Origin of the sequence: Novosphingobium sp. PY1, from assembly GCF_017312445.1 — a bacterium.
GTDB lineage: Bacteria > Pseudomonadota > Alphaproteobacteria > Sphingomonadales > Sphingomonadaceae > Novosphingobium.
Window position 1 is genome coordinate 103,912 of sequence record NZ_BLTI01000013.1, and the last position, 21,551, is coordinate 125,462.

The 21,551-nt window shown below is 64.9% G+C and carries 23 protein-coding genes and 2 riboswitches; of the genes, 10 read left to right on the plus strand and 13 right to left on the minus strand.

Annotation, left to right across the window (positions count from 1 at the left end):
• Nucleotides 1-68: 68 nt before the first annotated feature.
• Entirely contained in the window at nucleotides 69-776 is a 708-nt protein-coding gene (locus J3474_RS18495) for a DUF4197 domain-containing protein (RefSeq protein WP_242528479.1), read from the minus strand.
• A gap of 52 nt (nucleotides 777-828) precedes the next feature.
• Here J3474_RS18495 and J3474_RS18500 point away from each other — a divergent pair, with 52 nt between their 5' ends.
• Nucleotides 829-2,994 (plus strand): primosomal protein N', encoded by a 2,166-nt coding sequence (locus J3474_RS18500; protein WP_207095175.1) that lies wholly within the window; start codon nucleotides 829-831, stop codon nucleotides 2,992-2,994.
• A gap of 1 nt (nucleotide 2,995) precedes the next feature.
• Here J3474_RS18500 and ada read toward each other — a convergent pair whose 3' ends face one another.
• The gene (gene ada, locus J3474_RS18505; RefSeq protein ID WP_207095176.1) at nucleotides 2,996-4,048 is read right to left on the minus strand and encodes a bifunctional DNA-binding transcriptional regulator/O6-methylguanine-DNA methyltransferase Ada; all 1,053 of its coding nucleotides are present in this window, start codon (nucleotides 4,046-4,048) and stop codon (nucleotides 2,996-2,998) included.
• Nucleotides 4,045-4,590 (minus strand): DUF1203 domain-containing protein, encoded by a 546-nt coding sequence (locus J3474_RS18510; RefSeq protein WP_308632955.1) that lies wholly within the window; start codon nucleotides 4,588-4,590, stop codon nucleotides 4,045-4,047. The genes ada and J3474_RS18510 overlap by 4 nt, the downstream gene beginning before the upstream one ends.
• Nucleotides 4,591-4,754: 164 nt before the next feature.
• On the opposite strand from J3474_RS18510, the gene J3474_RS18515 reads away from it, so the two are divergent.
• The 5 genes from J3474_RS18515 (at nucleotide 4,755) to J3474_RS18535 (ending at nucleotide 9,539) form a co-directional block, all read left to right on the plus strand.
• Entirely contained in the window at nucleotides 4,755-5,309 is a 555-nt protein-coding gene (locus tag J3474_RS18515) for a F0F1 ATP synthase subunit delta (RefSeq protein WP_041559028.1), read from the plus strand.
• 13 nt (nucleotides 5,310-5,322) lie between these two features.
• Entirely contained in the window at nucleotides 5,323-6,852 is a 1,530-nt protein-coding gene (gene atpA / locus J3474_RS18520) for a F0F1 ATP synthase subunit alpha (protein ID WP_007015047.1), read from the plus strand.
• A gap of 66 nt (nucleotides 6,853-6,918) precedes the next feature.
• Nucleotides 6,919-7,794: a F0F1 ATP synthase subunit gamma gene (locus J3474_RS18525; protein WP_007015046.1), complete on the plus strand. Its 876-nt coding sequence runs from the start codon at nucleotides 6,919-6,921 to the stop codon at nucleotides 7,792-7,794.
• Between the two features lie 24 nt (nucleotides 7,795-7,818).
• Nucleotides 7,819-9,276, plus strand: coding sequence for a F0F1 ATP synthase subunit beta (gene atpD / locus J3474_RS18530; RefSeq protein ID WP_013833813.1), 1,458 nt, complete (start codon nucleotides 7,819-7,821; stop codon nucleotides 9,274-9,276).
• A gap of 5 nt (nucleotides 9,277-9,281) precedes the next feature.
• Nucleotides 9,282-9,539 carry an ATP synthase F1 subunit epsilon gene (locus tag J3474_RS18535; RefSeq protein ID WP_007015044.1) on the plus strand — a complete coding sequence of 86 codons (258 nt, stop codon included), beginning with the start codon at nucleotides 9,282-9,284 and terminating at the stop codon, nucleotides 9,537-9,539.
• Between the two features lie 86 nt (nucleotides 9,540-9,625).
• Here J3474_RS18535 and J3474_RS18540 read toward each other — a convergent pair whose 3' ends face one another.
• Complete coding sequence (locus J3474_RS18540) at nucleotides 9,626-9,904, minus strand: HNH endonuclease (RefSeq protein ID WP_207095177.1); 279 nt, start codon at nucleotides 9,902-9,904, stop codon at nucleotides 9,626-9,628.
• A gap of 191 nt (nucleotides 9,905-10,095) precedes the next feature.
• Between J3474_RS18540 and J3474_RS18545 the strand changes: the two genes are divergently transcribed.
• Complete coding sequence (locus J3474_RS18545) at nucleotides 10,096-11,622, plus strand: CpaF family protein (protein ID WP_086000019.1); 1,527 nt, start codon at nucleotides 10,096-10,098, stop codon at nucleotides 11,620-11,622.
• 71 nt (nucleotides 11,623-11,693) lie between these two features.
• Here J3474_RS18545 and J3474_RS18550 read toward each other — a convergent pair whose 3' ends face one another.
• Entirely contained in the window at nucleotides 11,694-11,903 is a 210-nt protein-coding gene (locus J3474_RS18550; protein WP_207095178.1) for a hypothetical protein, read from the minus strand.
• A gap of 45 nt (nucleotides 11,904-11,948) precedes the next feature.
• Between J3474_RS18550 and J3474_RS18555 the strand changes: the two genes are divergently transcribed.
• The 3 genes from J3474_RS18555 to J3474_RS18565 all read left to right on the plus strand — a co-directional run bounded on the left by J3474_RS18555 (nucleotide 11,949) and on the right by J3474_RS18565 (nucleotide 13,384).
• Nucleotides 11,949-12,890 carry a DMT family transporter gene (locus tag J3474_RS18555; protein WP_242528480.1) on the plus strand — a complete coding sequence of 314 codons (942 nt, stop codon included), beginning with the start codon at nucleotides 11,949-11,951 and terminating at the stop codon, nucleotides 12,888-12,890.
• 68 nt (nucleotides 12,891-12,958) lie between these two features.
• Nucleotides 12,959-13,090, plus strand: a complete 132-nt coding sequence (locus J3474_RS18560) for an entericidin A/B family lipoprotein (protein WP_007015039.1) — start codon at nucleotides 12,959-12,961, stop codon at nucleotides 13,088-13,090.
• Nucleotides 13,091-13,255: 165 nt separating this feature from the next.
• The gene (locus tag J3474_RS18565; protein WP_079729625.1) at nucleotides 13,256-13,384 is read left to right on the plus strand and encodes an entericidin A/B family lipoprotein; all 129 of its coding nucleotides are present in this window, start codon (nucleotides 13,256-13,258) and stop codon (nucleotides 13,382-13,384) included.
• A gap of 4 nt (nucleotides 13,385-13,388) precedes the next feature.
• On the opposite strand, the gene J3474_RS18570 is transcribed toward J3474_RS18565, so the two are convergent.
• The 8 genes from J3474_RS18570 to J3474_RS18605 form a co-directional block, all read right to left on the minus strand.
• On the minus strand, nucleotides 13,389-14,396 hold the full coding sequence (locus J3474_RS18570; protein WP_207095179.1) for a bile acid:sodium symporter family protein: 1,008 nt from the start codon (nucleotides 14,394-14,396) through the stop codon (nucleotides 13,389-13,391).
• Nucleotides 14,397-14,421: 25 nt separating this feature from the next.
• Nucleotides 14,422-16,026: an aminomethyl-transferring glycine dehydrogenase subunit GcvPB gene (gcvPB, locus tag J3474_RS18575; protein ID WP_207095180.1), complete on the minus strand. Its 1,605-nt coding sequence runs from the start codon at nucleotides 16,024-16,026 to the stop codon at nucleotides 14,422-14,424.
• Nucleotides 16,023-17,393, minus strand: coding sequence for an aminomethyl-transferring glycine dehydrogenase subunit GcvPA (gene gcvPA / locus J3474_RS18580; protein WP_207095181.1), 1,371 nt, complete (start codon nucleotides 17,391-17,393; stop codon nucleotides 16,023-16,025). Before gcvPA ends, gcvPB begins: the two co-directional genes overlap by 4 nt.
• A 31-nt stretch (nucleotides 17,394-17,424) precedes the next feature.
• Entirely contained in the window at nucleotides 17,425-17,796 is a 372-nt protein-coding gene (gcvH, locus tag J3474_RS18585) for a glycine cleavage system protein GcvH (RefSeq protein ID WP_007015034.1), read from the minus strand.
• Between the two features lie 13 nt (nucleotides 17,797-17,809).
• Nucleotides 17,810-18,967 (minus strand): glycine cleavage system aminomethyltransferase GcvT, encoded by a 1,158-nt coding sequence (gcvT, locus tag J3474_RS18590; RefSeq protein ID WP_242528481.1) that lies wholly within the window; start codon nucleotides 18,965-18,967, stop codon nucleotides 17,810-17,812.
• Nucleotides 18,968-19,003: 36 nt separating this feature from the next.
• Nucleotides 19,004-19,124, minus strand: a riboswitch (glycine riboswitch).
• A riboswitch (glycine riboswitch) is annotated at nucleotides 19,125-19,238 on the minus strand.
• 63 nt (nucleotides 19,239-19,301) lie between these two features.
• Nucleotides 19,302-20,024, minus strand: a complete 723-nt coding sequence (locus J3474_RS18595; protein WP_207095182.1) for an NAD(P)H-binding protein — start codon at nucleotides 20,022-20,024, stop codon at nucleotides 19,302-19,304.
• Nucleotides 20,017-21,177 (minus strand): deoxyguanosinetriphosphate triphosphohydrolase, encoded by a 1,161-nt coding sequence (locus tag J3474_RS18600; protein WP_013833821.1) that lies wholly within the window; start codon nucleotides 21,175-21,177, stop codon nucleotides 20,017-20,019. The genes J3474_RS18595 and J3474_RS18600 overlap by 8 nt, the downstream gene beginning before the upstream one ends.
• 50 nt (nucleotides 21,178-21,227) lie before the next feature.
• Nucleotides 21,228-21,542: a hypothetical protein gene (locus J3474_RS18605; protein ID WP_207095183.1), complete on the minus strand. Its 315-nt coding sequence runs from the start codon at nucleotides 21,540-21,542 to the stop codon at nucleotides 21,228-21,230.
• Nucleotides 21,543-21,551 lie beyond the last annotated feature (9 nt).

Here is a 21,551-nt window from a genome sequence, read left to right on the forward strand (position 1 = left end):
CGGGCGATTCTGGCCCGATACGGCGATTCTGGCGCCGCTATAGGGAAGCTCGCCCCGTGCGGCTAGGCCTACAGGCGCTTGAGCCCGGCAATCAGCACCGGATCGTGGGTCGACTCCGGATTTTCGCGGATTTGCGTTTCTGCCGCCCCGATCTCGTACCAGATCGCATTGTCCGCCTCGAGGGCAAGGGCATGGGCCGCATCGGCAATGTTCACACCGGCCAGAGAGGAAATCGCCTCGCCGAGAAACGGATCGTCGGCAATGCGCATCACCCGGTCGAGTTCGGGAATCATCGCGTTGACCAGCGCCGGGCCCATCTGGTCGCGCAAGTAGGTCGTCGCGCCGGACTTGCCTGCGCGCAGCAGGGCAATGGCATCGGGGATCGAAATGCGGCGGACCGCATCGGCCACCACCGGCGCCGCCTTGCGAGCACCGTCCTCCGCCAGGTTGTTGAGCTGGTGCTGCAGCTTTTCGCGGAACAGGTTGCTGCGCAGGATGCCCGAGAGCAGCGTCCCGGTCTTGCCGAACAGCACCGGCATGTCGATCCGCGCCACGGCGCTGTCCCAGAAGCCGTCCGGCTGGGTCAGCCGGGCGAATGCCTGGCGGGTGGATGCCTCGAGCAGCCGACGCACCACTTCGACATAGCTGGGCGGGCCGAGCGAGGCACACCCCGGCAAGGTCAGCGCAGCGCATGCTAGGATGCCACCCAACATAGCGCGCCGCCCGGTCACGATCGACTGCAGTTCACCCCCGATTTCATTCGATCCCCAATTCACAGTCGCATGCTCCTTCACCTTCGCGGCACCGGATGCCTATATGCCCCGGAAAATGAACCGTGTCCGACTCCTTGTCTTCAACGCCGCGCTGGGCGTCCTCGACTATCGCGTTCCCGAAGGGATGACCGTGGAGCCCGGCTCCGTGGTCGTAGGTCCGCTCGGTCCGCGGCAGGTACTCGGCATAGTCTGGGAACCGGAACGCCTGACCGCACAGGAAGTGCCCGAGGCCAAGCTGCGGCCGCTTCTGGAAGTGCTGCCGGTACCGCCCCTGCCCGCCCGGCTGCGCCGCCTGATCGAGTGGACGGCCGACTACTACTGTGCGCAGCTGTCATCCGTCGCCCGCATGGCGCTGGGCAGCAGCGCGGCGCTGCGCGGCGGCGGAACGACGACCGAATATCGCCTGACCGGGGAGGAGCCGGCTCGCCTGACACCCCAGCGTGCAGCAGCGCTCGATGCCTTGCAGGGCGAACAGGCATCGATCCGCGAGCTGGCAGAGCTGGCCAGCGTATCCGAGGGCGTCCTGCGCGGCATGGTGGGCGCAGGTCTGCTGGAACCGGTAACCGTGGATCTCGACAGGCCCTATCCCCCGGCCCGGCCCGATTTCGATCAGCCGAAACTCAGCGAAGGCCAGCGCAAGGCCGCCGACACTTTCGTGGACGCGGTGAAGGCCCGCAAGTTCGCCCCGTTCCTGCTCGACGGCGTGACCGGCTCGGGCAAGACCGAGACCTATTTCGAAGCCGTGGCCGAGGCGCTCCGCGAAGGCCGGCAGATCCTCGTGCTCCTGCCCGAGATCGCCCTGACCGAGAACTTTCTGCGCCGCTTCGAGAAGCGCTTCGGGGTCTCGCCGGTGCAGTGGCACTCCTCGCTGAAGGCCAGCGAACGCCGCCGTGCGTGGCGCGCGATAGCCTTCGGGGATGCCCAGGTCGTGGTCGGCGCACGCTCGGCCCTGTTCCTGCCATATCCCAAGCTCGGGCTGATCGTCGTCGACGAGGCCCATGAGGTTTCCTTCAAGCAGGACGACGGCGTGCGCTACAATGCCCGCGACGTCGCCGTGATCCGCGCCAAGTTCGAGCAGATTCCGGTCATTCTCGCCAGCGCGACACCCGCGCTCGAATCGATGCAGCTTGCCGAGGCGGGGGTCTATCGCAAGATCGAGCTGCCCGACCGCTTCGGCGGTGCAACGCTGCCGCAGATCAACATTCTCGACTTGCGCCACGAGCCGCCCGAGCGCGGCCGCTGGCTCGCTCCGCGCCTCGTCGATGAAATGAAGGAGCGGCTGGCGCGCGGCGAACAGTCGCTGCTGTTCCTCAATCGGCGCGGCTATGCCCCGCTCACCTTGTGCCGCAACTGCGGCTACCGCTTCCAGTGCCCGAACTGCACCGCCTGGCTGGTCGAGCACCGCTTCTCGCAGCGCCTCGCCTGCCATCACTGCGGACACGAGACGCCGGTACCCGAGGCCTGTCCCGATTGCGGGACCGCCGACTGCCTCGTCGCGTGCGGGCCGGGCGTCGAGCGGATTGCCGACGAGGTCGCCGAGATCCTGCCCGAGGCCCGCACCGCGCTGGTCACTTCGGACACGATGAACAATCCCGAGGCCATCGCCGAATTCGTGGCCATGGCCGAGGGGCGCGCGATCGACGTGATCATCGGCACGCAGATTGTCACCAAGGGCTATCACTTTCCCGAACTGACGCTGGTCGGCGTCGTCGATGCCGATCTGGGCCTAGAAGGCGGGGACTTGCGCGCGGCGGAGCGGACCTACCAGCAGGTCGCACAAGTCGCCGGGCGCGCAGGGCGCGGCGAGAAGCCTGGCGCAGTGCTGATCCAGACCCGCCATCCGGAAGCCTCGGTGATCGCCGCGCTGGCCGCGGGAGACCGCGACGCCTTCTACGCTGCGGAAACCGAAGCGCGCCGCGATGCGGGCGCGCCGCCATTCGGGCGCTGGGCCGCCATCATCGTTTCGTCGGAAGATCTTTCAGAAGCGCAGTCCGCCGCCCGTGCCATCGGCGGCACCGCGCCCGACCACCCGGACATGCTCGTCCTCGGCCCCGCACCTGCCCCGCTTTCGCTGCTGCGCGGACGCCACCGCTTCCGCCTTCTCATCAACGCGCGGCGCTCGGCCGAACTGCAGCGCTACTTGCGCGAATGGCTCGATCCGCTGGAATTCCCGCGCGGCGTGCGGGTCCATATCGACATCGACCCCTACAGCTTCGTGTAAACTAGCCCTGGCCCTGCGCATCGTGCTCGCGCTTGAGCAGTTCGCGCTTGATCGCCTCGCCATAGGCATATCCGCCCAGTGAACCGTCGGAGCGTATCACCCGGTGGCAGGGAATGAGCACCGCCACATTGTTCGCGCCATTGGCGGAGCCCGCCGCGCGCACTGCCCCGGGCTTGCCGATGGCCGCCGCGATCTGCGCATATGTGCGCGTCTCACCCGCAGGTATGCGTTGCAGTTCCCGCCAGACCGCCTCCTGAAAGGCAGTGCCCTGCACGTCGATGGGAATGCTGCGGGAATCGCCGGGCTGCTCGACGGCCGCGACGACCTCGCGCAGCAGTGCGGCAAATTCCTTGCCGCCTTTCACCAGCATGGCGTTCGGGAACCGCGCGGCCAGATCCTCGCGCCCTTCAGCGAAGGACAGGCGGCACACGCCCTTGGCTGTGGCGGCAACCAGCATCTCGCCAAGGCTTGTGGGGACAACCGCCCAGCGGATCGTCACGCCCTTGCCCCCATCACGCCATGCCGACGGACTCATGCCCAGCTTTCCCTCACTGGCTTCGTAGAAGCGCGAGGACGCTCCGAAGCCTGCCTCGTAGATGGCCTGCGTCACATTCGCGCCATCGCTCATCGCATCGCCAGCCCTGCGCAGCTTCAGTGCGCGGGCGTAGGCTGCCGGCGACAAGCCGACCGCGCGCTTGAACAGGCGCTGGAAATGGGTCGAGCTATATCCGGTCAGATTTGCAAGCTCCTCAAGAGAGGGCGCCTGATCCGCCTCCTTGATTCGGCCGATCGCTACCCGTACCGCCTCTTCATCGCGCGAGACTTCTGCGGGCCGACAGCGCAGGCATGGGCGAAGTCCAGCCGCCTCGGCCGAGCGAGGCCCCTCGAAGAAACGCACGTTCTCCCTGCGGGGGTGGCGCGCCGAACACGACGGGCGACAATAGATTCCGGTCGAGAGAACACCGGTCACGAAGCGCCCGTCGAACTTGCGGTCGCGCTCGATCACCGCCTGCCAGGCACGCTCCTCATCCAATCCGGCTTCTGCAAGAGTCACTGATCCGCTCCATGGCGCTCGATGCGCGCTGCGAAACAACCATAGGCGGCATTGTGCGCATGGATGCAAGCCACCTCGCCATTGGCGAAGAGACGATCGATCCCCTCCTCCACCGATCCCGGGGCGGCGAGCAGGGCATCGACCATAAGACCGCCCTTCGCGAATCCCCTCAGCGAAAGATGCCGTCCAGCGAAGACCGGAGGCAGGCAATCGACATAGGGCGCGGGCTCCTCCGCAAGCTCGCGAACGAATATCGCATGAGCGCTTCGATAGGGATTATCCACCGGATGACTTACATAATTGAGCAGGAGCAGACTTTCGCCCTTGTCGGCATCGCGCAGACTGACCCGGCAAGGAAACCCCCGGTCCTTGTCCGCAACCACGCGCAAAGCCCCTGTCTGCGCCAATTCCCGTGCGTTCATGGCGAAATAAGGAGCGAAAGCGGATTTAGGCAGACCTTTGATTCGGTACTTCATGGCGGGCAACTCCACGGCTGTTTGCGCCATAATTACGCGCTTGCAGAACCGCCGCTTCCCGCGCATTGCTTTTAAACCGCTTTTCGCAGCATTGTCTTCGAGTACCTTCGGGTGCCTTGCATCATGACAATATCGTCGCTATGCGCGCCCCGTCTGCGGGCCGGGGGGTGCGTTACTTGCGCATGTCCGTAACAGTGCCCCAGCCCACCCGATGTAAGGAAAGAACACGCGTGGAGAATTCCGGCGGCATAAAAGCCAGCTTGCAAGGGCGCTACGCTTCGGCGCTATTCGAACTTGCCAGCGAGAACGGCACCGTTACGGCGGTTGAGTCCGACCTTGAGAAAGTCGGTCAGGCGATCGGCGAGAGCGCTGACTTCGCAGCACTGATTCGCAACCCGCAGGTCAGCCGTGAGGCAGCCGGCAAGGTTGTCGATGCCGTCGGCGGCGTCCTGGGCCTTTCGGACCTCACCAAGAATTTCCTGGGCGTGCTTGCGGCCAACCGCCGCCTGTCTGCCCTGCCCGAGATCATTCGCGCCTTCGCCGCGATCGCAGCCGCCCAGCGCGGCGAAGCGACCGCCGACATCACTTCCGCTCACGCGCTGACCGACGATCAGGTCGAACAGCTGCGCCAAAAGCTGGAAGTTCGCGAAGGCCGCAAGGTCAAGGTCAAGACCAGCGTCGATCCCGACCTGCTCGGCGGCCTTGTCGTCACCATCGGCTCCAAGCGCATCGACAGCTCGATCCGCACTCGTCTCAATTCGCTCGCCCAGGCCATGAAGGGCTAAGAAAGGCAGAACAATGGATATCCGCGCAGCAGAAATCTCGAAGGTCATCAAGGACCAGATCGCCAGCTTCGGCACCGAAGCCCAGGTTTCCGAAGTCGGCTCGGTTCTGTCGGTCGGTGACGGCATCGCCCGCATTCACGGCCTCGACAAGGTCCAGGCCGGCGAAATGGTCGAGTTCGCCAACGGCGTGCAGGGCATGGCGCTCAACCTCGAAGCCGACAACGTCGGCGTCGTGATCTTCGGCTCGGACGCCGAGATCAAGGAAGGCGACACCGTCAAGCGCACGAACACCATCGTCGACGTTCCCGTCGGCAAGGGCCTGCTCGGCCGCGTGGTCGACGCCCTGGGCAACCCGATCGACGGCAAGGGCCCGATCGAGGCCACCGAGCGCCGCCTCGTCGAGACCAAAGCTCCGGGCATCATCCCGCGCAAGTCGGTGCACGAGCCCGTGCAGACCGGCCTCAAGGCCATCGACGCCCTCGTTCCCGTCGGCCGCGGCCAGCGCGAGCTGATCATCGGTGACCGCCAGACCGGCAAGACCGCCGTTGCCATCGACACCTTCATCAACCAGAAGGACGCCAATGCTGGCGACGACGAGAGCAAGAAGCTCTACTGCATCTACGTCGCCGTCGGCCAGAAGCGTTCGACCGTCGCGCAGATCGTGCGTCAGCTCGAAGAAAACGGCGCGATGGAATACTCCATCGTCATCGCCGCGACCGCTTCGGAGCCCGCTCCGCTGCAGTACCTCGCGCCCTACACCGGCGCTGCTATGGGTGAATTCTTCCGCGACAACGGCATGCACGCCGTCATCGTGTACGACGACCTTTCCAAGCAGGCCGTCGCCTACCGTCAGATGTCGCTGCTGCTCCGCCGCCCGCCGGGCCGCGAAGCCTACCCCGGCGACGTTTTCTACCTGCACAGCCGCCTCCTCGAGCGCGCTGCAAAGATGAACGACGACAACGGCGCCGGCTCGCTGACCGCACTGCCGATCATCGAAACCCAGGCAGGCGACGTCTCGGCCTACATTCCGACCAACGTGATCTCGATCACCGACGGCCAGATCTTCCTTGAGACCGGCCTGTTCTACCAGGGCATCCGTCCGGCCATCAACGTCGGTCTGTCGGTCAGCCGCGTCGGCGGTTCGGCCCAGACCAAGGCGATGAAGAAGGTCGCCGGCTCGATCAAGCTCGAGCTCGCTCAGTACCGCGAAATGGCTGCCTTCGCCCAGTTCGGTTCGGACCTCGACGCTTCGACCCAGAAGCTGCTCAACCGCGGTGCGCGCCTGACCGAACTTCTCAAGCAGAAGCAGTTCTCGCCGCTGGCCTTCGAAGAGCAGACCGTGTCGATTTTCGCCGGCACCAACGGCTACCTCGACGCCCTCCCGGTCTCCAAGGTCACCGAGTACGAAGCCGAAATGCTCAGCTTCATGCACGAGAAGCACGCCGACGTTCTCGAGCTGATCCGCTCGACCAAGGACTTCGGCGACGAAGCGAAGGCGAAGACCAAGGCTGCGCTCGACGCGTTCGCCAAGCAGTTCGCCTGAGATTGACCTGACCTTCCGTTCCGGTTCGCCAATCCGGCAGCCGGGGCGGAAAAAGGAGAGAAACGAGTGGCTTCGCTCAAGGAACTCAAAGGCCGCATCAACTCGGTCAAATCGACCCAGAAGATCACCAAGGCCAAGCAGATGGTCGCCGCGGCCAAGCTGCGCAAGGCGCAGGCGGCGGCCGAGTCCGCACGTCCCTACGCTTCGCGCCTCGCCGAGGTGATGGGCTCGCTCGCCGGCAAGATCACGGTCAGCGACAACAGCCCCAAGCTGCTCGCCGGTACCGGCAGCGACCAGGTCCACCTGCTCGTCGTCGCGAACTCCGACAAGGGCCTGTGCGGCGCGTTCAACGCGAACATCGTCAAGGCGGCCCGCGTCAAGGCGCAGGAACTGGAAGCGCAGGGCAAGACCGTGCTGTTCTACCTCGTCGGCCGCAAGGGTCGCGCGGTGATCAAGCGCGAGTACCCCAAGCAGATCGCCAAGATGTTCGACACCACCGACGTGCGCGATCCGGGCTTCAACGAGGCCGAAAAGGTCGCGAACGAACTCGTCGCCATGTACGAGGACGGTCAGTTCGACATCGCGCACCTGTTCTATTCGAAGTTCCGCTCGGCGCTCGTCCAGGAGCCGACCAGCCAGCAGATCATTCCTGTCCCTGCCCCCAAGGCGGCGGTGGCCGAGAGCGATGCCGTGGTCGAGTACGAGCCTGACGAGGAAGACATCCTCGCTGCCCTGCTGCCGCGCTATCTGCGCACGCAGATCTTCGGCGCGCTGCTTGAGAACGCCGCTTCCGAACAGGGTGCGTCCATGACCGCCATGGACAACGCGACCCGCAACGCTGGCGACTTGATCAACAAGCTTACCATCCAGTACAACCGCAGCCGCCAGGCCGCGATTACCACCGAACTCGTCGAAATCATCGCGGGCGCGGAAGCGCTCTAAGACATCGCAGGCAAGGAAACCAAAATGGCCACCGCACCCGTGCTCAACCAGACCACTACCGGCAAGATCAGCCAGGTCATCGGCGCTGTCGTCGACGTGACCTTCGAAGGCGAGCTGCCCGCTATTCTCTCCGCGCTCGAGACCGACAACAACGGTCGCAAGCTCGTGCTCGAAGTTGCCCAGCATCTCGGCGAGAACACTGTCCGCACCATCGCCATGGACGGCACCGACGGCCTCACCCGCGGCCAGGACGTCGTCAGCACCGGCGCCCAGATCTCGGTTCCCGTGGGCCCCAAGACCCTCGGCCGCATCATGAACGTCGTCGGCGAGCCGATCGACGAGCGCGGCCCGATCGGCGCCGAGCAGACCGCTCCGATCCACGCCAAGGCTCCGGAATTCGTCGACCAGTCGACCGAAGCCGCGATCCTCGTCACCGGCATCAAGGTCATCGACCTTCTCGCCCCTTACGCAAAGGGCGGCAAGATCGGCCTGTTCGGCGGCGCCGGCGTGGGCAAGACGGTTCTCATCCAGGAACTGATCAACAACATCGCCAAGGGCCACGGCGGCGTCTCGGTCTTCGCGGGCGTCGGTGAACGTACCCGTGAAGGTAACGACCTCTACCACGAGTTCCTCGACGCCGGCGTTATCGCCAAGGACGCCGAAGGCAACGCCACTTCGGACGGTTCGAAGGTGGCCCTCGTGTTCGGTCAGATGAACGAGCCCCCGGGCGCCCGCGCGCGCGTCGCTCTCTCGGGCCTGACCATGGCCGAGTACTTCCGCGACCAGGAAGGCCAGGACGTTCTGTTCTTCGTCGACAACATCTTCCGCTTCACCCAGGCGGGTTCGGAAGTGTCGGCCCTGCTCGGCCGTATTCCTTCGGCCGTGGGTTATCAGCCGACCCTGGCAACCGACATGGGCGCCCTGCAGGAACGCATCACCTCGACCACCAAGGGTTCGATCACCTCGGTCCAGGCCATCTACGTTCCCGCGGACGACCTCACCGACCCGGCGCCGGCCACCTCGTTCGCGCACCTTGACGCAACGACCACGCTGAACCGCGCCATTTCGGAACTGGGCATCTACCCGGCCGTCGACCCGCTCGACTCGACCTCGCGCGTGCTTGAGCCCCGCGTTGTCGGCCAGGAGCACTACGAGACTGCCCGCAAGGTTCAGGAGACCCTGCAGAAGTACAAGTCGCTTCAGGACATCATCGCCATTCTCGGCATGGACGAGCTTTCGGAAGAGGACAAGCTGACCGTCGCCCGCGCGCGCAAGATCCAGCGCTTCCTTTCGCAGCCGTTCCACGTGGCCGAAGTCTTCACCGGCATCCCGGGCAAGTTCGTCCAGCTGGAAGACACCATCAAGTCGTTCAAGGCCGTCGTCGACGGTGAGTACGACCACCTGCCGGAAGCGGCCTTCTACATGGTCGGCGGCATCGAAGAGGCCGTTGCCAAGGCCAAGAAGCTGGCTGAGGACGCGTAAGTCTCATGGCTCTGCACTTCGAACTCGTTACGCCGGCGAAGCTCGTCCGCTCGGAGGACGTCCACATGGTGGTCGTCCCCGGCACGGAAGGCGAGTTCGGCGTGCTGGCGGGCCATGCGCCCTTCATGTCGACGGTCGCCGACGGCGCCCTCAAGGTCTACCGGACCGAGAACGGCGCTCCGGAAGAGATCATCATTACCGGCGGCTTCGCTGAAGTCGGCGATGCGGGCCTGACGGTTCTCGCCGAACACGTCGAAGGTTGATCTCTGCAGCCAGAAACGCCAAAAAGGGGCGTCGCCGGACATCGGCGGCGCCCCTTTTGCGTTGAGTTGCGAGCTGGCGCAGCCCGTCAGCGCTTGTGGGCGGTCGGCGCGTGAAAGTCCGGAGGCTTGCGCTCCACCCACGCGACGAACCTCGCTATCGCGGGAGACGATCGAAGCGCCTCACCATCGTGCCCATGGCGGGCGAGTTCGGCATTGCTGAAGGTTGCGTGGATTGTGCGGTGGCAGATCGGATGAACCGGCACGGTCTCCCTGCCGCCGCGGGTCCTGGGCACGGGATGGTGCCATTCCACGCGCCGTCCCAGAGGGCGAGCACACAGCCAGCAATGAAGCGGATCCGAAGCCATCAAGGTCAGTCTAATGCTCAACCTCCCTTCGTGCCAAGGGCAGGATCGGGCCTGACCGCGGTTACGCGCGGGCGCGCAATCGATTTGCGAACCATTAGGAAGTTATCAAAGTTTCAACCTTAATCTTCGAACCCATCGCAAGGGATTAGGCCCGCAACAATGATGCGGGCGCTGGCAGGGTTGGAAGTTTCATGAGCGCATTCGGGCGGCGGAACGGTATTGGTGGCATGGGCCAGGGAGCCCGTCCTGCCTTCGGCGTGGCCAAGCCCATCAAGGGCGGTTCGGCAGCGGAAAAGGCCCCTCCTCCGGCACCTGGTGGTGCGCCCGTGCCGGGCGGCGACCAGTTTCCGCCACTGCCGGGTGCAGGCCCCTCGGTCCCGCCGATGCGCGAGGATGCGATGTCGCGGCTCGCCGACCGCGCCAATGCCGTCCACGAACAGGTCGAGCAGAACGGCTTCGAAGCCTCGATCCACAAGATCAAGGAACAGGTCCTTCCGCGCCTGCTCGAGCGCGTCGATCCAGAGGCGGCAGCGACGCTGACCAAGGACGAGCTGTCGGAAGAATTCCGCCCGATCATCATCGAAGTGCTCGCCGAACTGAAGATCACCTTCAACCGCCGCGAGCAGTTCGCGCTGGAAAAGGTTCTGATCGACGAGCTGCTCGGCTTCGGTCCGCTCGAAGAACTGCTGAACGACCCCGACGTCTCGGACATCATGGTCAACGGTCCGAACCAGACCTACATCGAAAAGAAGGGCAAGCTGCAGCTTGCGCAGACCAAGTTCCGCGACGAGCAGCACCTGTTCCAGATCGCCCAGCGCATCGTCAACCAGGTCGGCCGCCGTGTCGACCAGACCACCCCGCTGGCCGACGCCCGCCTCAAGGACGGCAGCCGCGTCAACGTCATCGTGCCGCCGCTCTCGCTGCGGGGCACCGCCATCTCGATCCGCAAGTTCTCCGAGAAGCCGATCACCATCGACATGCTCAAGGACTTCGGTTCGATGAGCGAGAAGATGGCGACCGCCCTCAAGATCGCCGGCGCCTGCCGGATGAATGTGGTCATCTCGGGCGGCACCGGCTCGGGCAAGACGACGATGCTCAACGCGCTGTCAAAGATGATCGATCCGGGCGAACGCGTTCTGACCATCGAGGACGCGGCCGAGCTTCGCCTGCAGCAGCCTCACTGGCTGCCGCTCGAAACCCGCCCGCCGAACCTGGAAGGCCAGGGCGCGATCACCATCGGCGATCTGGTCAAGAACGCCCTGCGTATGCGACCTGACCGCATCATCCTGGGTGAAATTCGCGGCGCCGAGTGTTTCGACCTGCTCGCCGCCATGAACACCGGCCACGACGGCTCGATGTGTACCCTCCACGCGAACTCTCCGCGCGAATGCCTTGGCCGTATGGAGAACATGATCCTGATGGGCGACATCAAGATCCCCAAGGAAGCCATCAGCCGCCAGATCGCCGAATCGGTCGACCTGATCGTGCAGGTGAAGCGCCTGCGCGACGGTTCGCGCCGCACCACCAACATCACCGAAGTGATCGGCATGGAAGGCGACGTCATCGTCACCCAGGAACTCTTCAAGTTCGAATACCTGGACGAAACCGAGGACGGCAAGATCCTGGGTGAGTTCCGCGCATCCGGCCTGCGCCCCTATACGCTGGAAAAGGCGCGCCAGTTCGGCTTTGACCAGGCCTATCTGGAAGCCTGTCTCTGACAAGCCGAAAGCAAGTTGGACGTATCGATGCGGCCTCGCTCTGACGCAGAGCGAGGCCGTTTCACTTGGGCCTAGTTCCCGCCGAGCAAGGCCCTGCCTGAAATTCCGAGAAGCAGCACGGCGGCCAGCAACGACCAGAAGAAGATCGTGGTCCACGGCATGAAGCCCACACGGTCGAGATTGCGCCGCTTCATCCGTCGCCGGTCGCCGATCCATGCGACAACGGCGATGAATGCGGCAACTGCGCCCGCAGTTGCAAGGAAACGCAACGAATCATTCATGGACTGCCCTTGCCTTGATCTGGCCGCCAGTTAAAGCGATGATCCGTGCACCACGCTGAACATCCCCTATTGGCCATCGGGCTGCGCGTTGGCGCCATGGTCATGCTCTCAACGATGTTCATGCTTGTGAAGTACGCTGGCCAGCACGGCGTCTCCATGCCCGAATTGATTTTCTGGCGCCAGGCCATGAGCGTACCCATCCTGTTCGGCTGGCTGCTTGCGACCGACCGCATCGGCCTGCTCGCGACCCGGCGCATCAAGGCCCATGCGGGCCGCGCCGTTGTCGGCACCGTAGGACTGGTCTGCAATGTCGGCGCCGCAGTGCTGCTGCCGCTGCCGATCGCGACCACGCTGGGCTTTACCGCCCCCCTGTTCGCAGTGCTGATCACCGCCCTCGTCCTGCACCAGACTGTGGGCAAGTGGCGCTGGACTGCGGTGGCTCTGGGATTTGCAGGGGTGCTCATCATCGCCCAGCCCGGCCAGAGCGACATACCCTTGCTCGGCCTGCTTTTCGGGATCGGGGCGGGCATCATCGTCGCCACCGTCAGCTTCCAGATCCGCGATCTGGCGCGTACCGATGCACCGATTGCCTGCGTCTTCTGGTTCTCATTGTTCGGCGCGCTGTTCACCGCCATTCTCTTGCCCTTCTACGCGCAGCCGCATGAACCGGGCATCTGGCTGCTGCTCATCGCCGTCGGAGCCAGCGGCACGCTGGCGCAGTTCCTGATCGCGGCATCGCTGCGCGTCGGACAGGTCGCGACTGTCGTGGTGATGGACTACACCTCGCTCATCTGGTCCACGGCCTGGGGCTGGCTGGTCTTCTCGGACCTGCCGCCGGCCATGACCTGGCTGGGCGCCCCGATCATCATCACCGCAGGGCTCATCATCACCTGGCGCGAGCACTTCCTTGCGCGCAACATCTCACCCACTTCGGCTCTCGACGAAGGGTCCATCGAAGAAGCATCGCCAAGGTCCCGGGGAACATGAGCGCTCGCCGGGAGTTCCCTTGATCAACCCGGGCCCGGGATTGCTTGAAAGCTGAAAGGGAAATACCGATGGTCAAGAAACTCGTTCTCGCTCTCGCCGCTAGCGGCATCCTGTTCACCGCCACTGCCTGCAACACCGTGAAGGGTGCCGGCCGGGACATCGAATCGGTCGGTCAGGCCGGCGACGAAGCGATCAACTGACACCTGCTGCCTGACACATTGGCAGACCCGCCCGCAAGTCGAGCGGCTCTGCCCTTGTGTTCACGATGACACGCGAGATCTTCCTTTCCGCTGCAGTACTGCCTAAATCCTGATTCAGCGGGTTCCGGATGACCGGAAAGCACGCCCGCTCAACAGGAAACAGAAATGATCAGGAAGCTCGTACTTACCCTTCTGGCTGGCACTGTCGTCCTTGGTGCAGCGGCCTGCAACACGGTTCGCGGTGTGGGCCAGGATCTGGAATCGGCCGCAAATACGGTCGACAAGGCAACTTGAGGCCTCAGGCCTCGACCGTCGCCTCCGGCGCGACGACGGCAGTACCCCGTCCTGGCCTGCGGCTCCAAAGCGAGGCCAGGAAACTGCCGATCAGAACATGCAGGACGGCCGAAATGGCCGCCGGAACAGGTGCAAGCGCGGCTTGCATGGGATTGGCGAACTGGCGCGTAAAGGCAGGTGTCGACGCCAGGCTCGCGCCCAGCCCGCTGTTCTGCATTCCCACCTCGACACTGATGGTTCGTGCAGAGGATTCGTGGAGGCCCAGCAACCTGCTCAAGCCGTAACCGAGGCCGAACCCGGCCGCGTGCAGCGCAAAGACCGCTGCCAGCAGCACATTCGCATGGGATTCGATGAGCGACTTCGATCTGGCGATGATGGCGGCCACGATCAGAACGACGAAGAGCACCGAAATGACCGGTGACACCGCGCTGGCCGCTTTCGTCACACGCGGAAAATAGCGGTTCATCAGGACGCCGACGATCACCGGCAGGAGCACCACCGTCATCATACCCCGGAACAGGTTCCAGCGGTCGATCTCGATGAAGACCCCGGCCAGCCAACCCGTCAGCAACGGCGTCATGGCGATCGCCACAAGGGTCGACACCATCGTCATCGTGACTGACAGGGCGACATTGGCGCGAGCGAGGTAACATACGACATTGGATGCCGTGCCACCGGGGCAGCAGGCCACAAGGATCAGCCCAACGGCAAGCCCCGCCTCCAATCCGAAAGCCCAGGCGATGGCGAAGCCGGCGAGCGGCATGATCGTGAATTGCAGGACGACCCCCGCAAGCACCTGCGAGGGCATTGCCAGGACCCTGCGGAAGTCATCGAAGCTCAGGGTAATACCCATGCCCAGCATGATCACGCCGAGCATGACGCTGATCAGCGGCTGTCCGAAGGGCGCAAATCGCCCGTCGGCAACCCAGATGAAGTGATCGGGCACGAACCACGCCCAGGTTACGCCCAGCACGGTCCACAAGGCGAAAAGCCTCGTCACCCGATCCATCATCTCTTCACTCCCCCCGTCGGGCGGGTCAGCTCCCGCCAATCTCGCTCAGCGAGGGCTGTCCCGGCTCACCCGGTGCACCCTGCCACGCGAGGACGGGCTTACGCGCTGCCTGTGTCTCGTCAAGACGGCGACGGGGTGCGAAATGCGGTGCGGAGTGCAGGCTTTCATCGCCCGCCTTCGCCCGCTTAGCCAGACTGCGCAGTGAACCGATGAACCGGTCGAGACCGGCCTTGCTCTCGGTTTCGGTGGGCTCGACCAGCATCGCGCCCCTGACCACCAGCGGGAAGTAGACCGTCATCGGGTGGAATCCCTCGTCGATCAGGCCCTTGGCGATGTCCAGCGTCGAGAAGCCATCGGCAAGCCCCGCATCGCTGAACAGCGCCTCGTGCATGCACGGGCCGCTCTTGGCGAATGGTGCAGGCAGCAGGTCCTCGCAGGAACGCAGGACGTAATTGGCATTGAGCACCGCATCCTCGGCAACCTGACGCAGGCCGTCGGCGCCATGGCTGAGGATGTAGGTCAGCGCGCGCGTGAACATGCCCATCTGGCCGTGGAAGGCGACCATGCGCCCGAATGCGCGGCTATGGCCCTCGCCCCGGTTTTCTTCCTCAACGAGGTGGATGCCCCCGTCAGGACCGCGGGTTACGAACGGCAGCGGCGCGAAGGGCGCCAGCGCCGCGGACAGAACCACCGGACCGGCACCCGGACCGCCGCCGCCGTGCGGGGTTGAGAAGGTCTTGTGCAGGTTGATGTGCATGGCATCGACGCCGAGGTCGCCCGGGCGCACCTTGCCGACGATCGCGTTGAAGTTCGCGCCGTCGCAATAGACGTATCCGCCCGCCTCGTGGACGGCATCGGCAATCGCCTTCATGTCGGGCTCGAACAGGCCGCAGGTGTTCGGGTTGGTGATCATCACCCCAGCGACGTTGGGCCCGAGCTTCGCCTTGAGCGCCTCAAGATCGACGCGCCCCGCGGGCGTTGCCGGGATCGACTGCACCTTGAAGCCGGCGAAAGCCGCCGTCGCCGGGTTCGTGCCGTGGGCGCTTTCCGGAACGAGCACGATGTCGCGCTTCTCGCCGCGCGCATCGAGCGCGGCGCGAATGCACAGCAGGCCGCACAGCTCGCCATGCGCCCCGGCCTTGGGGCTCATCGCCACCGAGGCCATGCCGGTCAGCGTAATGAGCCAGTCGGCAAGCTGCTCGATCACTTCGAGCGCACCTTCGACCGACTTCTGCGGCTGCAGCGGGTGAACGTCGGCAAAGCCCGGCAGACGTGCCATCTTTTCGTTGAGACGCGGGTTGTGCTTCATCGTGCACGACCCGAGCGGGAACGGCCCCAGGTCGATGGCGTAGTTCTGGCGCGACAGGCGCGTGTAGTGACGCACCGTTTCCGGCTCCGTCAGGCCCGGCAGGTCCGGCGCGGCCTTGCGCAGGAACTTCGACAGTCCCGCCGCGGGCGCGCGATCGGGCGTGTCGATATCGACGCCGCACTTGCCTTCCGCGCCCAGTTCGAAGCTCAGCGGCTCCTCGAGCATCAGTCCGTAATCGCCGCTGGAGGTTACGAATTTCTCCGAGGCTTCACCCGCCTCGCCCATGGTCGGACGCCAGCCCGCCGCATTCACGCCGCTCATGCCGGCACTCCTTCCAGGACGGCCGCCAGTTCGGTGGCAAGCGTCTCGATATCTTCATCGGTGGTCGTCTCGGTCGCCGCGACCAGCAGGCCCTTGTGCAGGTCTTCCTGCGCGGGGAACAGGCGGCCGAGCGAAACGCCGCCCAGCACCTTGCGGTCGGCCAGTTCGCGCACCACTTCGCGCGCATCGCCGGGCAGTACCAGCGTGACCTCGTTGAAATAGGCATCGTTGAGCAGCGAGACGCCGGGGATCTGCGTCAGGCGCTCCACCACCGCCTGCGTGCGGTCATGGTTCACTGCTGCCAGCTGGGCCAGGCCATTCCCACCCAGCAGGGTCAGGTGAATACTGAAGGCCAGGGCGCAAAGCCCGGAATTCGTGCAGATATTGCTGGTCGCCTTCTCCCGGCGAATGTGCTGCTCGCGGGTCGAGAGCGTCAGCACAAAGCCGCGCTTGCCCTCGGCATCGACGGTCTCGCCACAAAGACGGCCCGGCATCTGTCGCACGAATTTCTCGCGGCAGCCGAACAGGCCGAGGTAAGGCCCGCCGAACTGCAAGCCGACGCCCAGCGACTGGCCTTCGCCCACGACGATGTCCGCACCGAGATTGCCCGGCGCCTCTATCATGCCCAGCGCGACCGGTTCGGTCACCACGGCAACGACCAGCGCGCCCTTGGCGTGGGCGGCTTCGGAAATCGCTGCCAGGTCCGGAATTCGGCCCAGGATATCGGGATACTGCACAACGACGCACGAGGTCTTCTCGTCGATCGCCGCGATCACCGCCGCATCGTCGGGCTCACCCGTGAGTTCGCAAGCGAGCGAAGCGATCTCGTCCTCGGTGAACTTCGCCATGGTGCGCACGACTTCGCCATAATGCGGGTGCAGGCCGCCGGAGAGGATCGCCCGGTCCTTGCGGGTGATGCGCGCCGCCATCAGGATCGCCTCCCAGCACGCGGTCGAACCGTCGTACATCGAGGCATTGGCGATGTCGGTCCCGAACAGGCGCGCGACCTGGGTCTGGAACTCGAAGAGCACCTGCAGCGTGCCTTGCGCGATCTCCGGCTGGTACGGCGTATAGGCAGTCAGGAACTCACCGCGCTGGATGATGTGGTCGACAGAAGCCGGCACATGGTGGCGATAGGCCCCTGCCCCGAGGAAGAACGGCGCCGATCCTGCGCTGAGGTTCTTGCCCGCCAGCGCGCTCATGTGCCGTTCCACGGCCATTTCGCTGGCATGCATGGGCAGCCCCTCGACCGGGCCGGAAAGCCGCGCCTCGGATGGCACATCGATGAAAAGATCGTCGACCGAGGCGGCGCCGATCACGTCCAGCATGGCGGCGCGATCGGTATCGGTCAGGGGCAGGTAGCGCAAGGGGCGTTACTCCGAACGATTCAATGGAGAATCAGAGGGTTTCGACAAATGCCTTGTACGCGGTCTCATCCATGAGACCTTCGAGTTCGGCTGGATCGGACAGGGTGATGCGGAACAGCCAGCCACCCTTTTCGGCATCGGTGTTGACCAGTTCCGGCTCATCGGCGAGCGCACCATTGGCATCGGAAACGGTGCCCGAAACCGGCGTGTAGACGTCCGAAGCCGCCTTCACGGAATCGACGACCGAAACGGAATCGCCCTTGGCGACGGTCGCGCCGGCGTCCGGCAGTTCAACGAAAGTGATGTCGCCAAGCTGGCCCTGCGCATAGTCGGTGATCCCGACCGTGCCGGTGTCGCCCTCGACTTCGATCCATTCGTGGTCTTCGGTGAAATAACGGGTCATCTGGGCAAGCTCCTCAGCGATGGTAGCGATGTTGGACGAAGGGCATGGGCACGACCTTGGCGTCGAGCCGCTTGCCTCGGATTTCAATGGAAAGGGCCGTACCGTCGGCGGCGTGGACCGCATCGACGTAGGCCATGGCGATCGGGTGCTGCAGCGAGGGCGAGAAACCGCCAGAAGTCACCACGCCGACCTCGAGATCGCCGGCAAGGACCCTGGCGCCTTCGCGTGCTGCCTGTCGGCCTTCGAGGGACAGGCCAATGCGCTTGCGGGCGGTCCCTTGCTCCAGGTCGCGCTGGACGCGCGCGGCGCCGGGGAAGCCGCCTTCGCTGCGGCGGCGCTTGTTGACGCCGAAGATCAGCCCGGCCTCGACTGCGCCGTGATCGGGCGACATGTCGTGGCCATAGAGCGGCAGCCCTGCTTCGAGACGCAGGGAATCGCGCGCGCCAAGACCGATCGGTTTCACTTCCGGTTCCCCGCAAAGCAGGTCTGCGACCCGGGCGGCAGCTTCGCCGGGAATGGAGATCTCGAAACCGTCCTCGCCAGTGTAGCCGGAACGGCTGATCCAGGCATCGACACCGCCGAGCGTGAAGCTGGCCCCCTTCATGAAGGTGAGCGCCGAAAGCGGCGTGTCGCCCTTGGCGTGACGTTCCAGCGCCGCGAAAGCCTTGGGTCCCTGCAACGCCAGCAATGCGCTGTCGTCGAGGTGGTTGAGCGTCACTTCGTCAGGCAGAAGTTCGCGCAAGGAACCGATGTCGTCCCACTTGGTGGCGCCGTTGACGACGAGATAGAAGCCCGTATCCCAGCGGGTGACCATGAGGTCGTCGAGAATGCCGCCCTCATCGTCGAGCAGGAGCGAATAGCGCACCGATCCGGCCTTGAGCGTCGAAAGGTCGATCGGCAGCGCTGCTTCAAGCGCCGCGTCGAGATCCACCTGCGCATCTTCGGCCGGGCAAATGTAGAGCTGGCCCATGTGGCTGACGTCGAACAATCCGGCGCTCTCGCGGGTCCAGAGGTGTTCGGCCATGATGCCTTCGTACTGGACGGGCATCATGTAGCCGGCGAACTCGACCATGCGACCGCCCTTCTCGCGGTGCCACGCGTCGAGCGGCAGCAGCAAGGGCTCGATCGGCTCGAGGTCCTGTTCGTCTTGGGGATTCACTAATTCGCTCAAGGCATAGCTCCGCACAGCAATGGCACACCGTTTTCAGGTGCCCCCTCTGTCACGGAAGCCTGAGAGCTTTGCCCCGGCACCCTGCAGCAGGGTATCCGGGCTTACACCTTCGGCGGCCACGCCCGAAACGGACGGGGCACTTTCCAGAGCGTCACTATCGACTGGCGCGGTCCTTTTGCCTGAGAGATTCCGGGGCGGTTGCTCCTTCGGCGCCTGCCATTTCCGTCCCGTTCAAGGGGCCGAATCGGCAGGTCTCTCCCGCGCTGTCAGCGACGCGACCACCCTTGAAAGAGCCTCAGTCGCAAGTCAACGCCCCTCACGCTGCGATGCAGTATTAATCCCCTGCCCGCCGCAGGACCTGACGCATCGAATCGAAGTCGTGCACGAAGCGGCCCTGGACCTTCTCCTGCACGAGTGCGAAAATCGCCCGCGCCACGGTCGAGGCACGCACCGAGCGGTATTTCCTCCACTTGCCGTGGAGCACCAGCATGTCGGCGAAGGGGGCTATCAACTGGCCTGCACCTTCAAGCTTGCGCTTCTCCGCCCGATGGCCGCGCAAGAGCCCCGGGCGCAGGATATCGAGGCGGCGAAAGCCTAGCTTGCCCAGGTCCTCTTCCGTCTCTCCCTTGGTGCGCAGGTAGAAATTGCGGCTCGACCGGTCGGCACCGGCGGAGGACACTGCGATCATGTGATCGACACCGGCAGTGCGCGCGGCCTGCGCGACTTCGACGACGAGATCGTGATCTACGGCGCGAAAGGCCGCCTGGCTGCCGGCAGCCTTGATCGTCGTGCCCAGTGCACAGACGAGTACGTCGGCGCGGGCCGCGCCGATCATTGCCGACCAGTCATCCGGCAAGCCCACGAGAACTTCGGTCCGCGCACCCAGCGGCAGCGGGAATTCGCGGCGGGCGACGCTGACGACGCGCATGTCGGAGCGCCCGACGCTCTCGTCCAGCACTGCCGTACCGATCAGGCCGCTCGCCCCGACGAGGCAGATGCGATGTGCCGGAAGCGAAGGCTCCTCGCCCCGCTTCAGCACATCGAACAGGTCAGACATTGCGCAGCCCCTCAGGCGTGCGCCCATAGATCTGCGCGTGGCAGGTGATCGCGTAGCGGTCGGTCATGCCGGCGATATAGTCGGCGATGTGCCGGCTGCGCTCGGGCTCGTGCCGCGGCATCGTATCGATCCAGCTTTCCTCCATCAGCACCGGCTGCTGCGAATAGGCGGAGTACAGCTCCGCCAGCACCGCACGCGCACGGCGCGCGGTCTCGATCTGCTCGGGATGGTAATAGAGCTTGTCGTACATGAAGCGCTTGAAGCCCCGCTCGGCCTCGGCCAGTTCGGCCGAGAAGGCGACGAGCGGCCGATCAGCGCCGCGCACTTCATCGACGCTGCCCACGCCGACAAGGCGCTGCTGCGTCTCGGCAATCAGGTCGTTGACCATGAAACCGATCTGGCTGCGGATCAGTTCGGCCAGTTGCCGTTCGCGCGGCACACCGGGATAGCGCCTTTCGACTTCGACCCAGTGTTCGGCGACAAAGGGATGGGCGAGCAGTTCGTCGAGATCGAGAAAGCCCGCCCGCAGGCCGTCGTCGATATCGTGGTTGTCATAGGCGATGTCGTCGGAAAGCGCGGCGACCTGCGCCTCCAGCGAGGCATAAGTGCCAAGTTCCAGCCCATAGGCGGCGTCAAGTTCGCTCAGGGCCCAGTTGGGAGCGGTCACCGGTCCATTGTGCTTGGCCAGCCCTTCGAGGGTTTCCCAGGTGAGGTTGAGCCCGTCATGCTCGCAATAGGGGCTGTCGATGCGCATCAGCGTGCGCAGGCAATGGGCATTGTGATCGAAGCCGCCGGCCTTGTGGAGCGCGCTGTCGAGCGCCTCCTCCCCGGCATGGCCGAAAGGCGGATGGCCGATGTCATGTGCCAGCGCCAGCGCTTCGGTCAGGTCCTCGTCGAGCCCGAGCGTGCGGGCGATCACGCGCGCGATCTGCGCAACCTCGAGGCTGTGGGTCAGGCGAACCCGGTAATGGTCCCCGTCAGGTGCGATGAAGACCTGGGTCTTGTAGCGCAGGCGGCGAAAGGCGATTGAATGGATGATCCGGTCGCGGTCGCGCTGGTAGGCACTGCGCGGCCCTCGGGCCACGGCATTTTCCATCGGAAATTCGCGTCCGCGCGAACGGGCTGGGTTCGAAGCATAGGGGGCTAGGGTCAAGCGCAGGTCTTTCCCGGATCGGCTGTCGGAACTGGATCGTCTTCGCCGCCCTAGCGAGCAATCCCCACCTTGCACAAGGCCGCCGAGGCCGTCGTGACCAAAATGACCTTCGGGTCGTCCACTTCGCGCAGCGCCCGCAGCCAGGCGCCCGGGGTCGGCTTGTCGCCTTCCAAGGCCTGTAGCTTCTGCAACTGCACGAAGCTCAGTTGCCGGACCATGCGCCTGGCCATGCAGGTCGACACCCGGGCCGACATCCCTGCGTCGAGCAAGGCCGTGCGGACGCGCCAGCCTGCGTAAAGGTGAGCGGACACTGCCAACAGGGCCAGAATGCCGACGAGCATCAGCGCCCGCTTCACCATCTTCATCATGACCGG